16 protein-coding genes and 1 other RNA gene are annotated in these 15,300 nt (G+C 51.0%); 12 read left to right on the top strand and 5 right to left on the bottom strand.

What is annotated here, in order from left to right; all coding sequences use genetic code 11:
• Positions 1–111 precede the first annotated feature (111 nt).
• From NW747_RS00810 to NW747_RS00770, 9 genes are all read left to right on the top strand, one after another.
• Positions 112–816, top strand: coding sequence for a hypothetical protein (locus NW747_RS00810; RefSeq protein ID WP_273187554.1), 705 nt, complete (start codon positions 112–114; stop codon positions 814–816).
• A 167-nt stretch (positions 817–983) separates the two neighbouring features.
• Positions 984–1,154, top strand: coding sequence for a six-cysteine ranthipeptide SCIFF (gene scfA / locus NW747_RS00805; RefSeq protein ID WP_008860055.1), 171 nt, complete (start codon positions 984–986; stop codon positions 1,152–1,154).
• Between the two features lie 113 nt (positions 1,155–1,267).
• Complete coding sequence (gene scfB, locus NW747_RS00800; protein ID WP_273187553.1) at positions 1,268–2,704, top strand: thioether cross-link-forming SCIFF peptide maturase; 1,437 nt, start codon at positions 1,268–1,270, stop codon at positions 2,702–2,704.
• 172 nt (positions 2,705–2,876) lie between these two features.
• Positions 2,877–3,323 (top strand): hypothetical protein, encoded by a 447-nt coding sequence (locus NW747_RS00795; RefSeq protein ID WP_008860057.1) that lies wholly within the window; start codon positions 2,877–2,879, stop codon positions 3,321–3,323.
• Positions 3,324–3,337: 14 nt separating this feature from the next.
• Positions 3,338–4,561 carry a hypothetical protein gene (locus NW747_RS00790; protein WP_273187551.1) on the top strand — a complete coding sequence of 408 codons (1,224 nt, stop codon included), beginning with the start codon at positions 3,338–3,340 and terminating at the stop codon, positions 4,559–4,561.
• Entirely contained in the window at positions 4,562–6,190 is a 1,629-nt protein-coding gene (locus tag NW747_RS00785; RefSeq protein ID WP_273187549.1) for an LPS-assembly protein LptD, read from the top strand.
• A gap of 78 nt (positions 6,191–6,268) precedes the next feature.
• Positions 6,269–6,796, top strand: a complete 528-nt coding sequence (locus NW747_RS00780) for a hypothetical protein (protein ID WP_273187547.1) — start codon at positions 6,269–6,271, stop codon at positions 6,794–6,796.
• Complete coding sequence (locus NW747_RS00775) at positions 6,718–8,190, top strand: secretin N-terminal domain-containing protein (protein WP_273187545.1); 1,473 nt, start codon at positions 6,718–6,720, stop codon at positions 8,188–8,190. Before NW747_RS00780 ends, NW747_RS00775 begins: the two co-directional genes overlap by 79 nt.
• Before the next feature lie 83 nt (positions 8,191–8,273).
• The gene (locus NW747_RS00770) at positions 8,274–10,160 is read left to right on the top strand and encodes an ABC-F family ATP-binding cassette domain-containing protein (RefSeq protein WP_273187544.1); all 1,887 of its coding nucleotides are present in this window, start codon (positions 8,274–8,276) and stop codon (positions 10,158–10,160) included.
• Between the two features lie 71 nt (positions 10,161–10,231).
• Here the strand turns inward: NW747_RS00770 and NW747_RS00765 are convergent, their stop codons facing one another.
• The 5 genes from NW747_RS00765 to ffs form a co-directional block, all read right to left on the bottom strand.
• The gene (locus NW747_RS00765) at positions 10,232–10,483 is read right to left on the bottom strand and encodes a hypothetical protein (protein WP_008860063.1); all 252 of its coding nucleotides are present in this window, start codon (positions 10,481–10,483) and stop codon (positions 10,232–10,234) included.
• A gap of 4 nt (positions 10,484–10,487) precedes the next feature.
• Entirely contained in the window at positions 10,488–11,078 is a 591-nt protein-coding gene (gene recR / locus NW747_RS00760; RefSeq protein WP_008860064.1) for a recombination mediator RecR, read from the bottom strand.
• The gene (locus NW747_RS00755; protein ID WP_008860065.1) at positions 11,078–11,404 is read right to left on the bottom strand and encodes a YbaB/EbfC family nucleoid-associated protein; all 327 of its coding nucleotides are present in this window, start codon (positions 11,402–11,404) and stop codon (positions 11,078–11,080) included. The genes recR and NW747_RS00755 overlap by 1 nt, the downstream gene beginning before the upstream one ends.
• Positions 11,405–11,445: 41 nt before the next feature.
• Positions 11,446–13,377: a DNA polymerase III subunit gamma/tau gene (gene dnaX, locus NW747_RS00750; RefSeq protein ID WP_273187542.1), complete on the bottom strand. Its 1,932-nt coding sequence runs from the start codon at positions 13,375–13,377 to the stop codon at positions 11,446–11,448.
• Between the two features lie 143 nt (positions 13,378–13,520).
• Positions 13,521–13,620: signal recognition particle sRNA small type (ffs, locus tag NW747_RS00745), an RNA gene on the bottom strand.
• A 456-nt stretch (positions 13,621–14,076) separates the two neighbouring features.
• Between ffs and NW747_RS00740 the strand changes: the two genes are divergently transcribed.
• From NW747_RS00740 to NW747_RS00730, 3 genes are read left to right on the top strand one after another with little or no spacing between them, the layout of a single operon-like run.
• Positions 14,077–14,583 carry a hypothetical protein gene (locus tag NW747_RS00740; protein WP_273187540.1) on the top strand — a complete coding sequence of 169 codons (507 nt, stop codon included), beginning with the start codon at positions 14,077–14,079 and terminating at the stop codon, positions 14,581–14,583.
• A complete protein-coding gene (locus NW747_RS00735; RefSeq protein WP_273187539.1) occupies positions 14,580–14,804 on the top strand; it encodes a hypothetical protein in 225 nt (74 codons plus the stop codon). The genes NW747_RS00740 and NW747_RS00735 overlap by 4 nt, the downstream gene beginning before the upstream one ends.
• Before the next feature lie 40 nt (positions 14,805–14,844).
• Entirely contained in the window at positions 14,845–15,201 is a 357-nt protein-coding gene (locus tag NW747_RS00730) for a YjcQ family protein (RefSeq protein ID WP_273187538.1), read from the top strand.
• Positions 15,202–15,300 lie beyond the last annotated feature (99 nt).

The raw sequence follows: 15,300 nt of genomic DNA, 5'->3' as shown, positions 1-15,300 counted from the left end.
AAGCAAATCATTTATAATAACAGATAAACCTTATCTGTTCGAACAGATTACATTTCCCGGGGACCGGGCTTCCTTGCCGAAGCAGCTCTCCGGCAAAGAAGGAGACGGCACATGGGATTTTTTGACAAGGGACATGAAAAAGAGAGCCCCATCGGTAATTTAAGGGCTCATATCGGTACGTTCATGTATTTCGTAAAGGTGGGTAAATCCAAATTCAAGCATAAGGGCAAAGTGGGTGAAATCTTTGCGGATATGGATAATACCCAGTATCTTTTCCAGCAGGCCACTTCCGGCACCATGTATGACATGAAGAAAAAGCTGGATTACACTCTCTGGGATGCAGCCACTCACAAATACACCGAGGATATCCAGAAGCTGAAGGATGAGCTCCTGAAGGCAGTGGATGAAGGGGAAGAAAGCGGCGAATTTGCAGAGGAAAAGAAAGGAAAGGAAATCGAGGCCGAAAAAGAGGAAGAAGAAAAGAAGGCTGACGCCGAAGAAGAACCGGGCAGCTGGAAGGCCCACATCAAGGGCCAGATGGAGGAAGCGGAGGAAAAAGCCCGGAAGGAAGCGGAAGAAAAGGAAAAAGAAATGGAAACGCCGGCAGTGGAAACGGAAGAGGAGTCTTTGACGGAGGAAGACTGTCGGGAGCTGTGGCGTATCATCCAGGGACTGGAAAGAGAGTATAAGGAAATGAACAGCATTGCCGATGACTGGTTTTCCGTCCACGGAAAAAAGACGGGATGCATGGCGGCACTGGTGGCCATGACCCTCCTCCCTCTGGGAGCGGTATACGGACTGTATCATCTGTTATAGTGAGCTGGTGTACTGGTGGGCTGGCGTCTGTTATCTGGTATCTGGTGTCTGAAAGTCTCACGGTCTGAACAGCCCTGCCGCTTCTGTCCAACATAATTTTTACTTGTATTTACCCTCTTTTCTATGATATGATTATTTCAGAAAAATTGTTTCGGGGAGGTGACATCATGTCCAAACATATCGTTACAATCAATCAGTCTTCTCTGCAGGACTCCATTAAGTTTGAAGGCTGCAGTGAATGTCAGACTTCCTGCCAGTCTGCCTGCAAGACAAGCTGCACCATCGGCAACCTGATCTGCACGACTCAGGAAGAAGCCAAGGAAGCAAAGAGAGCCTGATTTTACGGCCCAGCCCCCGGCCCTAAGGCCGGGGGTTTTTCTATTTCTTCTTTGGAAGGTACAAGGATTGTAATTGGCGGCTCACGAAAGCCGCAATGAAAAGGAGATTATTCATGGATTATAATGTAAAGCCCATGATTCATCGTTTTCGTCAGAATGGCATGAACATTGTCATGGATGTCAACAGCGGCATCGTTCATGTGGTGGATGACGTAACATATAAAGTGCTGGAATTTTATAACGGGAAAAACCGGGACATGGTCCTGGCCAATCTGTCTTCTTCCTATGATGTGAAAGAACTGAATGAAGTGATGGATGACCTGGATGAACTGATTCGCAAGGAAGTCCTTTTTGCTCCCATGGATCCCAATTATAAAATGGCCATTGAGGACAGACCCATTATCAAGGCCCTGTGCCTGAATATTGCCCATGACTGCAATCTCCGCTGCAAGTACTGCTTCGCAGGCCAGGGGGGCTACGGCCAGTGGCGCATGCTCATGTCTTTTGATGTGGCAAGGCGGGGCGTGGATTTCCTCATTGCCCACAGCGGTCCCAGGGAACACTGCGAACTGGATTTCTTCGGCGGCGAACCGCTCATGAACTGGCATGTGGTACAGCAGACCATTGATTATGTACATAAGCAGGAAAAGAAGCACCACAAGAAAATCAAAATGTCCCTGACCACCAACGGCATGCTGCTGGATAAGGAGAAGGTGAAGTATCTCACCGATAACCATATCAGCCTGATTCTGTCCCTGGACGGCAGAAAGGAAATGCATGACCGCATGCGGCCTGATGTGAACGGAAATGGCACCTATGATCAGATCGTGAAGAATCTTCAGTACTGCGTGGCTCACCGCAACGGGGAAGAATACTATGTGCGCGGTACCTTCACCAGGTACAATCTGGATTTCACCACCGACGTGGAGGATATGCTGGACCATGGCTTCCCGGCAGTATCCATGGAACCGGTGGTAGGGGAGGATACGGAATCCTATTCCATTAAGGAAGAGGACCTGCCCCGGGTGAAGGAAGAGTATGACCGCCTGGCCAAGCTCTTCATCCGTCGGGAAGAGGAGGGACGTCCTTTCTTCTTCTTCCATTTCAATATGGATCTCTGGAAGGGTCCCTGCCTTCCCAAACGTCTCCGCGGCTGCGGCGCCGGCCATGAATACCTGGCTGTGGTGCCGAACGGCGACATTTATCCCTGCCACCAGTTTGTAGGCCGGGAAGGCTATGTGCTGGGCAATGTGTACGAAGGACTGAAGAACATGAAGATGATGCACGATTTCCGCACCAACCATGTATTCACCAAGCCGGAATGTGTGGACTGCTGGGCAAAATTCTTCTGCTCCGGCGGCTGTCATGCCAATAATGAGGCTTTTGCCGGCGACATCCATAAGCCCTATCATATTACCTGCGAAATCCAGAAGAAGCGCGTGGAATGCGCCATGATGATCCAGGCTTACAATCAGCTGAAAAAGCCAAGGGTCATGGCTCAGCCCGGCTCTTTTGAAGCTAAAAGAGAAGCGCAGGAAAAACTGCAGTAACGAAAGAAAAGGGACCGCCAAAAGCGCGGGAAAAAGGGGTTTCTGTTTGCACAGAGCCCCTTTTTAATTTATAATATTCTTAAGTGTAGGCAAAATTTGACAGCTCCTTAGAGCTGAAAAGAAATTGATAACAGGTTCTGAAGATGGATTTTCGTCAAAGGAGGATTCACTGATGAAATTAAAAAGACTGGCAGTCTGTGCGCTGGCAGCATGCATGATCGGCACCGGCGCCATGATACATGTAGATGCATTCAGCCTGGGAAGCGTCCTTGGCGGTGTGGCAAAGGTAGGAGGCATAGGCTTCCTTGTTTCGAAATATGGAGAATCAATTAACAGCGCCATCAACTCGGTGATGATGAAGGAAGGAGCCGGCACAAACTACGCCACCAAGGTGGTGCCTATTGTGAGTATCGGCAACAGCGGCTATATCGGTGCCGCCCAGGTCATCGGCGATGCGGACCAGGTGGAGAAGGTAAAGGCTGTGGGCCAGCTGGAAGTCAGCTGGAACGACAAACTTTTCCGTATCAAAGGCCTGATTCCCATGGACAGTGTCAATCCATCTTCCTTCAGCCGTGTGCAGGGAGTGGGCGTATCTGCAGTGATTGACGTACGAGTATAACGGAGGGTGATACTATGATAAAGAAAGCAATACTGGCAGCGGGAATTTCCCTTTTATGCCTGGCACCGGTTTATGCGGAAGAACCGGCTACCCTGACAGACCGGATTGACCGGGTGGACGAAGTCATTTACGGCAGTGCCCAGGACGGTTCCCTGATGAGCCGGGTGGACAATGCGGACAATCTGGTTTATGGCACCGGAAATTCTTCAGCCAGCGGTCTGGACAACCGGATTACCAATCTGTACACCGATGTGGTGAAGAGTGATAACGATGCCCAGCCTTCCATCGCCACCAGAGTCAATGCCATGGAATATTATCTGACCGATGAAATCAAATCCGATTCCCTGAAAACCAGAATCGGGGATCTGGAAACCAAGGTATATGGCGCAGAAAAGAAAGGTGCTCTGGATCAGCGGCTGGCCAATCTGGAAAAATCGGTCTACGGTGACCAGCATTATGAAATGAAAACGGTGGAGCTGCCGGCCAATACAGTATTCAAGATTTCCTTAAACGATGATGTAAGCAGCAAGACGAACCAGGTAGGCGATCCGGTAACCTTTACGGTACAGGAAGATGTAAGTGTGGGTAATGTGCTGGTCCTGCCCAAAGGCTCCCAGGGAAGCGGCGTGGTGACAAAGGTGAGCCGTCCGAAGAGCTTTGGCAGAAGCGGTGCGCTGGACGTATCTTTTGACCAGGTTTTCTCTGTAGATGATGAAGTCATTCCTACCGTGCTGGGACCGGAAGCTAAGGAAAAGCTGAAAATGGAAGCCGCTGCTGTAGGCGCTTCCACCATCGGTGCCCTAGCCCTGGGCCCCATCGGTCTGGTGGGCGGGTTCTTCGTGAAGGGCAAGGATGTGAGCCTCCCGGCAGGAAGCACACTTTACATTGAAACCCAGGAAGCCGTCACCACCAAGGGCCTGGAACTGACCAGCGGTGCGCCCAATGCGGTGATCCGGAAACGGGTGGTGCGGTCTGCAGCATCCACTGAAGAAACGACGGCTGCCGCTTCGGACAATGAAGTCAAAGAGACCGCTTTACCGGCAGGAGCAGAGAAAAAGGCAGGAGCTGAAGTGAAGGAAAAGGCAGAAGCGAAGGCTGAGGAATCGGCCTCTGCCATGAATGAAAAGGCGAAGGCGGAATTGGAATCGGTACGGGAAAAAGATACGGAAAAGGATGCTGCCAAAGCAGCAGGTTCCAGTGAAGAGACGCCTTCTGTAGTGATCGTGAGAAATGATTAAATGAGGAAAATATACTTAAAACTGCTGGCCCCTCTCCTCTTCTCTTCTCTGCTGGCGATGCCTGCAGGAGCGGAGGAACCGGAGGGCTTGGGGGAAGAAGCGGCGGAACCGGAAACTTCCTCTTCTGCATTGGTCTTTGATGCCAAAGGGGTAGCCCGGCCGGTCACCTCCTACGAGGCGCCCGAAGCAGCGGCACCCAGAGAAAAGCAGGATACAGCCAAAGCAAAAGAAAAAGACAAAAATAAAAATAAGGATGGTCCTGAAGAAACGGCAGCAGACAACGGGATTTCAGCAGAAAACCCCATGTATGTCACCGCTGACCGCATGCGCTATAACGATACCACCGGCGACGTGGATGCCATGGGCAGGGTAGTGATCCGGCACATGCTTGACACCTACCAGACAGAATATGTATATGGCAATTCCATTGCCCAGAAATACGTGATACCGGGAGAAGTGCACTGGGTCAATCCCACCACCCGCCTGAAGGCGGAAAGGGCCGATTATGACGGGGCTAAATCCATAGGCCGTTTTGAAAAAATGGACGGCTGGGAATCGGGAACCTATTATTTCAAAGGTGCCAGCGGCGTGTATGACCGCATCGCCAATAAACTGGTGGTGGAAAAAGGGTATTTTACCACGAAACATGCCGTAGCCAAAGTACCGGATTATCGGATTGAGGCGGATTCCATCGATATTTACCCCAATGACCATTATGTGGCTCACAATGTGAAGCTCATGGCGAAGAATACCACCCTCATTACTCTTTCCAGCTATACCGGCTCCCTCAAGCGTGATGACAGTGAAGTGAGTCTGTGGTCTCTGATTCCACGCCCTGTTTTTGACAGCGATAACGGAATGGGACTCCATAATGAAATCACGGTGCCCCTGGATCATAATCCGGACCTGGCCTTTTATATGAAGAACCGCTGGTACACCAAATCCGGCTATAAACCGGATATGGGCGTACGCTACCGCACCCCTTTGGGCACCGCCCGCCTGCGCTATGCGGAAGAGGAAAGCTCTACCAATGATGACGGCGGTATCTGGGTAAAGAAGAGGCCTTCCCTGGAATTTGACACCAATCATTTCTATCTGGGAAAATCCCGTTTCTATACAGGAGCTCACGGGGAATGGGGTTACTGGGATGAAGACCACGGCGGCAGACACCCCAAGGGAGCCTATAAGGGCTTTGACCTTTACATTTCCGGCGACCCCTGGAAACTGGGGAAATTCATGAATTTCAGCTGGAAGGCAGGCTATGCGAAGGATTACTACAGTTATTCCAACAATATCCGCCGCAACAGCTATTACTCCCTGGGTCTTTCCGGCGGCTACGGTCCGCTGGCATCCTGGATCTACTATACGGACCGTGATCTGAAAGGCTACACTCCCTACTACTACGACAGCTACAGCAGTGAAAAACCGCTGAGCCTGGGATTCCGCTGGCAGGCCACCCGAATGGATGCCTTCAGCCTGGCCTGGACCATTGATACGGTGGACGGGCGTCTGGATCATCGGTACTGGACTTACTACAGGGATATGCATTCTTTCTATGCCTGGATCCGGTATGATGATATTGAAAAGGAAACCCGCTTCATGATTATGCCGAAGGACTTTAAGTTCTAAGGAACATAGTGTTACTGGTGAGCTGGTGGATTCTTCTTTATAAGATGGTTCTGTCTCTTTGGGAAAGGAGGAATCCCTATGGCCATACAGCGCAGATGGATTCTTCCTTTAGGCGCCCTGGCGGCAGCAGGTCTTACCCTTTGGGGTCTCTACGGCGTCGGTACCGCAGGCACGCTTCTTCCTGAAAAAAGGGCTGCCTCTTCTCCTGTGGAAGTTCTGCCGGAGGAAGAGGATGGCCTCTCCCTGAAATATGATGCTGCCCTCCATCGAAGGGGAAAGCCCTTGCAGGATCCTTTTCATGCCGATGCACTGGTGCCTGTAGAAAAGGGAAGGCCGCCGCTTCCGGTCGTAGAAGGAAGGGAAGAGGCCCCTGCCGGAAAGGCGCCGGAGCTGAAGAAAAAAGAGACATCCTCCGCCTCGGGGCTTCCGGTGCTGAAAGGGGTCATGGCCTATGGCTCTCAGCGGAGGGCCCTTCTGGAAATAGACGGAACTTCCATAGTTGTAAAGGAAGGAGAGAGGGCAGGTCCATGGGACGTATCGGACATTCAGGACAGAAAAGTGACCCTTGTTTCCGGAGGAAACAGTCTTACCTTGACCATACGTTAAGAGGGAGCAGCATTCTTTTATGCTGCGCCCTTTTTGCCTGTGTTCCTCTGGGGCTGGAGGCCAGGGAAGATGCCTGGGACAGGCCTGTTCATGACATGGTGAGAGAGGAACTATCCGGCGGCATGCAGCCATCTCCAAGGGAAGAGGCGCCTTCTGCCGTCAGAATTACTCCGTCTGCCAGGCGGGATTTCAGCCTCCATGTAGCCGGCGCTCCGGCCATGGAAGTCATCCGCACCCTGGCGGAAATGACAGGAAAGAACCTGGTATTTTCAGGAGATTTGACGGAAACAGTGACAGCCAGCCTGGACCATGTGACTCCGGAAGAAGCGCTTTCTTCCATCCTTGCCTCCTGCGGTCTTTCGTCCAGAACTGAAGGGTCCACTCTTATTGTATTCAACAGCCGCCTGGAAAAGAATGCGGTGTCCGGCACCCGGGCGTTCCGCCTGTCCTATGCCAATGCAGAGGAAGTGGCCATGGGACTGGAAAAGGTGATGGACAAGGGAAAGGTTACTTTCAGCCCTTCTGCTAATACGGTCATTGCCAGCGGCACGCCCCGGGAGCTCATGCAGGCGGAAAGTCTGGTGAAAGCGCTGGATGTGCCGGAAAAACAGGTGAAAGTGGAAGCGGAAGTGGTGGCTGTTAATAAAAGCTATGCCAAAGACCTGGGCATTGACTGGGATTTCAAAAGTCTTACAGGCAGTGCTTCCTATGACCGGGACAGCTGGAGCGAACAGCATTATGTCACCGATGACAGCGGCCATATTCTCTTTGACAGCGACGGCAATCCAAGGGTCCGGAATATAGAAAGAAACGGCTGGGATGTGACCATTCCCGATGGCTATGCCGGTATTTCCTATGGCCGGTCTCTTGCAGGCCATCCCTATACCTTTTTCTTTCAAGCCAAACTGAATGCCCTGGTAACCAGGGGGAAGGCCAAAGTACTGGCCCGGCCCAGCGTGGTGACCATGAACGGCAGGGAAGCGGAAATCCTCATAGGCAGCCGCATCCCGGTGATTGTGGAACATATGGAAAACGGGGTCAAAACCACGGCGACCGAATACAAGGATGCCGGCATTAAACTGACCTATACGCCTATTATCAGCAGAAATGATGAAATCACTGCCGATGTTCATGCGGAAGTGGCCACGCCCTACCTGGTGCCGGAAATGAAGGCCTATCGCATTATTACCCGCTCCGCCAACACCATGGTGCGGCTGCAGTCAGGTGACATGCTTACCATTGGCGGACTTATCGATAAAGAACAGGCCAGAACCATGAGAAAGGTGCCGATTCTGGGAGACATTCCCTTACTGGGCCGGCTTTTCCAGAGCCGCAGTACGTCTACGGAGGAATCGGAAATCGTTATCGTCATTAAGGCAGATATTGTGAAGTAAATAGAAGAGCTATAGTTTCTGATTGCCCGGGGTCTGAACCCTTTTAAACCTTATGAATCCTTTTATATACAAGTGAGAAAGAAATGGCAGTTTTAAAAATCAGCGGATTATCAAAATCCTTTGGAATCAAAACAGTTTTTGAAAATGTTTCCTTTGAAGTAAGGAGCGGCGAACGAATCGGCCTTGTAGGTGCCAATGGCGCCGGCAAGACCACTCTTTTGAAGTGCATTATGGGCGCGGAGGAAGCGGACAAGGGCTCCGTGAAAGCCAGTGATGGCGCCATTATCGGCTACCTCCGCCAGGATTTCAACTACACCAGCCATACCATCCGGGAGGAAATGGAAGACGCCTGGAAGGATGTGCTCTATTACAAGGACAGGATGGAGACCCTGGCCAGGGAGCTGGAAAGCAGTAAAAGCGATGAGAAACTGGTGGAAGCCTATGGCCGGGCGGAAGCACGCTTTGAATTTCTGGGAGGCTATGACTATGAATCCACCACCCGGAAAATTCTGACAGGCCTGGGCTTTTCCGATGGTGACTGGGACCGGGATATCCATTCCTTCTCCGGCGGGCAGAAGGTCAGAATCAACCTGGCCGCTGCTTTTGTGCGTCATCCCGATTTCCTCCTTCTCGATGAACCGACGAACCATCTGGACATGGGCATGCTGGAATGGCTGGAGGAGTACCTTCGCTCCTACAAAGGCGGTATCCTCATGATTTCCCATGACCGCTATTTCCTGGACGGTGCAGCTACAGGAATCATTGATCTGGAGAATCACCATATCCGTTCCTTCCGTGGCGGCTATACCCGGTATATGGAAACGAAGGAAAACCAGGACCGGGCCTATGAGAAAGCCTATGAAAAACAGCAGGAACATATCAAGGAGACTGAGGAATACATCCGCCGCTACAAAGCAGGCATCAAAGCCAAGCAGGCCAGGGGGCGTCAGTCCCAGCTGAACCGGCTGGTGAGGCTGGAGAAACCGGTGCACCAGGCATCCCTTCGTTTCCATTTTGACCCGCCTCAGGAATGCGCAGATAAGGTGCTCGATGTGCTTCGGGTAGAAGGATCCTATGGCAGCCATATTCTTTTCAAGGATCTCACTATCCATATCAAAAAGGGAGAAACAGTGGGACTCATCGGCCCCAACGGCGCAGGCAAGACCACCATCCTGAAAATGATTACGGGAGAGAAGAAGCCTGATACCGGTTTTATCCAGCTGGGCAATAATGTGAAAATGGGTTACTATTCCCAGGAACAGGAACGACTCCATCCGAAGCTCACAGTGCTTGACGAAGTGCGGGATACATTCAACTTTGGTGAAAAAGAAGCCCGTAACATTCTGGGAATGTTCCTCTTCCGGGGAGATGACGTATTCAAGACGGTAGGCATGCTTTCCGGCGGCGAAAAGGCCCGCCTGTCCCTGCTCTGCCTCTTCCTGGAAAAACCGAATTTCCTCATTCTCGATGAACCGACAAACCATCTGGATATTCCCACCAGGGAAATCATGGAAGATGCCATCGAGGCCTTTGGCGGCACCTGCCTGGTGGTATCCCATGACCGCTATTTCCTGGATAAAGTGGCAGACCGGATTCTGGAGTTGGATCACGGAAAGCTCACAGAATACTTGGGCAACTACAGCTACTACAAGGAAAAGAAACAGGACCTTGAGGCTTTTGAAAAGGACAGGAACGGTAAAGAGGAAGAAGAAGAGAAAGAGAAGGAAGAAAAGCCCCGGGAAAATGAGCACCAGGTGAAAACTGAGGTTTCCGCCGCCGATGTATCTAAATTAAGTCATGTGGAAATGGAAATCGGGCGGCTGGAAGCAACTATGAAAATGTACACAGTGCAGATGAGCATGAATCCTGAAAATTATGCAGAACTGGCCGATGAGTATGAGGAAGCGAAAAAGAAGCTGGACAAGCTGTACGCGAAGTGGGACGAACTGGCGGAAAAGACAGAGTCCTGAATGCTCACGGGTAAGGGCAGTCAAAAAAATCCTGAAAAGCAGAAGCTTTTCAGGATTTTTTGATTGCCCTTTTACCCCACCAGATTCAGAAGGGCCAGCACAATGGTGCCGGGGACTCCGAAGAGGGCTACCACAATGCCATGCATGGTGGTAAGGGTCATATGGGTGATTCCGATGGTATTCAGCAGCCAGAAGAGAAGACCGCCCATAATGATATTGCCGATGATTTTTTTCACAAACCGGGCAAAGAGGAAGAACGCCACAATGATGACGATGACACTGGTAATGCCATATCCGCCCAGGGCGCCTAAAGATTCAATCATGGTATCAGATTTCCTTTCTGTTTTCCACGGCTCCCGCCAGGGTGATGCCGTCAGTATAGCCTACGGCGCCGCCGGCAGGAATGCCCCTGCCGATGCGGGTGACTTTGATGCCCGACGGTTTGATGAGCCGGGAAAGATAGTAGGCCGTGGCTTCACCTTCCGTATCCGGATCCGTGGCAATGATGACTTCTTTCACATCGTTCTTCTCCAGCCGTTTCAGGAGTTCCTTGATTTTCAGCTGCTCAGGACCTATGCCGTCCAGAGGAGAGAGAACGCCGTGAAGAACGTGGTACAGGCCGTGGTATTCCTGGCTCTGCTCCATGGCGGTCACATCCTGGGGCTGTTCTACCACGCAGATGATGGAATGGTCACGGCGGTCATCACTGCAGATGTCGCAGGGGTCCGAGGTGGCCAGATTGCAGCAGGTAGAGCAGTAGCATACCCTGCTCCTGGCATGGCGGATGGTATCCAGAAATAGATCCACTTCCTCCTGGGGACGTTCCAGCATGAAGTAAGCCAGACGGCGGGCGCTTTTTACGCCGATGCCGGGAAGCTTTCTGAACTGCAGGGCTACTTCTTCCAGATCTTTATTCATCAGAACATGCCGCCGGGAAGGCCCAGGCCTCCGGTGACCTGGCTCATGCTCTTCTGTACCATTTCATCGGCTTTCTTGCCGGCTTCGTTGACAGCGGTGGTGATGAGGTCTTCCAGCATTTCCGGATCTTCCGGATCGATGGCATCTTTAGCGATTTTCAGTGCGGTAATCTGCTTTTCACCATTCATGGTGAGGGAAACGGCGCCGCCGCCTACAGATACGTCAACGGTCTGTTTCTTCAGTTCTTCCTGCTTCTTCTGCAGTTCTTCCTGCATTTTCTTCGCTTTTTTCAGCATGTTCTGCATCTGTGCTTTATTTCCAAACATAATGAATCCTCCTTAAGGTAATATTGAATCAATTTTCTGTTTCATGATTCAGTCTTTTCATATATATCACAGTCTGCCATGATTTTCAAGGCTTCATTTAAAGACGGATCCTTCAGGTCCTTCTCCGGAATACGGTCTCTGGAAACAGGGCGGTAGTCCTGCATCGGCTTTTCTGCCATCTCAGTGGAAGGAGAGGAGGGGGTTGCCTTTGGGGCAGACTGGAGCAGAGTAAAGGCCGCTGCTTCTTCCTCACTGCCCTTCAGCACTGTATGCATCTGGATGGGAGAACCGGTGACTTTAGCAAAGGCTTCGGCGGCTACCTTCTGGTAGGACTTATTATTTCCTGCAGCCACCAGAAACTGCTGGGGCGCAGACACGATGGCCCTGGTATGGGTGCAGTAAATGAGGGTGCTCTTCCGAAGGCAGGTGAAGACATCGATACGGCGGATGGACATGAAATAGGACAGTACCTTCTGCCAGATGGCAGGGTAGGTCTTGGGGTCTATGAGAGAAGCATCAGGTTGGGACGATGAATCTGCTGCCGACTGGTCTGGCATGTTTTCAGCCGGTCCGGCTGCCGGCATGGGGGCAGGGACTCGGGGCGTTTCCCTGACCGGCGGCCTATCCTTTCTCTGCACTGCCGGCCTTGGGGGCATATCTGAGGGAGCGGTGGGCTCCGGAGCAGAAAAAGCAGCCGACCCGGCAGGTATGGGCGATACGGGAACCGGGGCAGGAGAAGAAGGTGCGGCAGGGTAGGAAGGAGCGGGCCCAGGAACCGGGGCCGGTGATGGAGATGGCGGGATGGACAGGGCGCCGCGCTTCAGGCGCGACACCTCTTCTTCCAGCTGGGCTACCCGCTGGGCCAGGGAATCCAGGGATTTAGACCCTTTCATGCGGCAGAGATGAAGAAGGCCCATTTCGGCGCTGAGCCTTGGTGAAGAACTCCGTTTCGTTTCATGGAGGGCTTCGTGGAGATAGTCAAAGAGGGAGTCCAGGTAAGGCGCAGGAAGGCGGGATGCATCGGAACGAAGCGTTTCCACCTGGCTGCCGTACTGGGAAAATTCCGGCGCCTTTGGATTGACCTTGCAGATCATCAGGTTTCTGAAATGTTCCAGAAGGTCACGGAGAATGGAGGCCGGTTCTTTTCCGCCCTGCAGGATCCGGTAAAAGAGGGACAGGGCGGAAGAGCTGTCACCGTTGAAGATATGATGGGAGAGATCCAGAATCATATCCTTTCCTGTGAGGCCCAGAAGGTCATACACCGCCGGCGCGTCAAGAACTTTGGATTCCGAGGCCGAGGAGCACTGGTCCAGCAGGGACAGGGCATCGCGAAGGCCGCCGTCTGCCCGGACTGCAATGAGGTCTGCCGCCTCTTCCGTCAGGGGAAGATGACTTTCTTTGGCAATATAGAGAAGATGGTTTTTGATATCCTCCACGGAAATCCGGTGGAATTCATACCGCTGGCACCTGGAAAGAATGGTGAGAGGAATTTTTTCCGGTTCCGTGGTGGCCAGAATAAAGAGCACATGGGACGGCGGTTCCTCCAGCGTTTTCAGGAGGGCATTGAAGGCTTCCTTGGTGAGCATGTGTACTTCATCGATAATGTATACCTTCTTCCGGCTCACTGCCGGCAGGGTGCGCACCGATTCCCGAAGGGCCCGGATTTCCTCAATGCCGCGGTTGGAAGCGGCATCGATTTCATAGACATCCAGACTGGAGCCTGCATTGATTTCCCGGCAGCTCTGGCATTCATTGCAGGGATTCACGCCGTTTGGATGAAGGCAGTTCACCGCTTTCGCCAGAATTTTGGCCATACTGGTCTTTCCTGTACCCCGGGGACCGGAAAAAAGATAAGCATGAGCCAGACGGTCCTGCTCGATGGCCCGCTGGAGCGGTATGGAAATATGCTTCTGCCCCACCACCTCAGTAAACGTGCGGGGCCTCCATTTTCGATATAATGCTAAATAAGCCATAAATAACCTCCCGGCAGGAAAGATGAAAAAGGATTTGTAAGGATTCCGGAACTGAATCCTTACCTTATTAATTATTATTACTATTATACAATACAGCAGGGAAAACCAGACATAAAAAAAGCCTTGCAGTCCTCATTTATGACAGCCTCCAGGATGCACCGTGTCACATGAAAAGGGCCACTTACGGCTGCTTCCTCTCGGACCTGACCGGGTTCATGGGATTTCATTGCACGGGGCCCGGAGACTGCCATAAATCAGTACTGCAGAGCCACGTACTATATTATACAGCATTATGGGGAAAATGCAATATGTTTGATAGTGATTTAGTGTTCTAGTGGATTAGGAATTTAGGAATCTGGAACACCTGCACATCCGAGTCCATAACGCCTATGAGATGCAGCGGACCGCCAGACAGTTCACGCCCCTGCAGGAGATCCATGGCGGTATTATCAACGCCGCCCCAGGCGTTACGGCGCCTCCCATGTATCCAGACTGACGGTGCACCTTGTTCCCTGCTAAGAAGGCAATACCACCTGCCGGTGGATGAAATCCCCGTTCACATTTGAGAGAAAACCACGGAGATAAGAGCTTCAAGGATTGGCAGCAGAAGTATAAATAAAATCCGGCATCTCCAATAAATCAGAGCCCATCAAAGGCCTCGCTGGAGGCAGGACGGCGTACAGTAATGACCATGTGACCGTGGCTCAGGAGCCGGATATAGCGTATAATAATGATAAGGCAGTAGAAACCCGGTTCAAGACATTCTGCGAAGAATGCAAGGGCGCGGATGTTGAAAGCGCCGTGGTCATCACAAAGGACGGGGAAACCTACCATTTCACAGGAAATCCCTTCTCCGTGGATATTACAGCCATAGGAGACAAACTGCAGGGGGCCAAGGTCATCCATAACCACCCGGACAGTAAAGATTATTACGGTGACTGCTTCAGTATGGAAGACTTTTCAACGTTTTTTAAATATCGTCTGAAGCGGCTGGAATTCATAAGCGGGCTTGGGTGGTATGCTATGGAATACGAAGGGGATCCTATTTCTTCTGGAGAGGCAGAACGCTTATATGAATCAGCGAATGAAGAAACATTAAATAAAGCATTTCAAACTGTAGAGCCCAGAGAACATGAACAGTTATCTATAATGAAAAGATTGAACAAAATTGTTTATGATCTCAAGTTCAAGAGAATTAGAAAATGACATATGAAGAAGAACTGTCTCAATTTATGCAAAGGGCACAAAATGAGCGTAAGGTGATTTATTCCGAAATAAACAAGGCTAAATCATATCAGGAGAAGGCAGAATTAGGGCAAAAATTAAAAAAGCTGCAGAAGGGGCATTATAGAAAATACTGTGAACTGCGGGCAAGGTATCATCTTCCCCCGCCCAAGTGGATAGACAATTCAAAAGAGCCAATTTAACGGTCAATTCAGAATCAATGATTCAAAAGTTAAGGAGGCTATGAAGAATATTATGGCAAAAGATGATTATCACGCAATAGTTTATTATCTTCTTTCCTATTTATATCATTGCCTCAAGACAGGCGAAAAGCCGAATGAGAAGTATTTAGAGCTGGCCGCCTACCCGGCATTTATCCCGGACAGCTACAAGGATTTTATTTACATCCAGCTGGCCAAAGAGGGGTACATTTCCGGGGCCCTATTCGGTGATGTAGATATCCTCGGAAAGGGCAGCGAAACGGTTTTGAAATCGCTCCATAATGTTCAAATCACCGTGACAGGCATAGAATACCTGCAGGAAAACGAAAAGATGAAAAAGGTGTGGGCCCAGATAAAAGACGTCGGCTGGAAGTCATAAGCAGGCTGGGGCGGTATTCATTGGAGTATGATGGGCTATTTATTTCTTATGAAGAAGCCAAAAGATTGTATCAATCTGCAGATGATGAAACATTAAGAA

This window comes from Dialister succinatiphilus (assembly GCF_928721695.1).
Taxonomy (GTDB): Bacteria; Bacillota; Negativicutes; order Veillonellales; family Dialisteraceae; genus Dialister; species Dialister succinatiphilus.
This window is presented reverse-complemented; position numbering and strand designations above follow the sequence as displayed.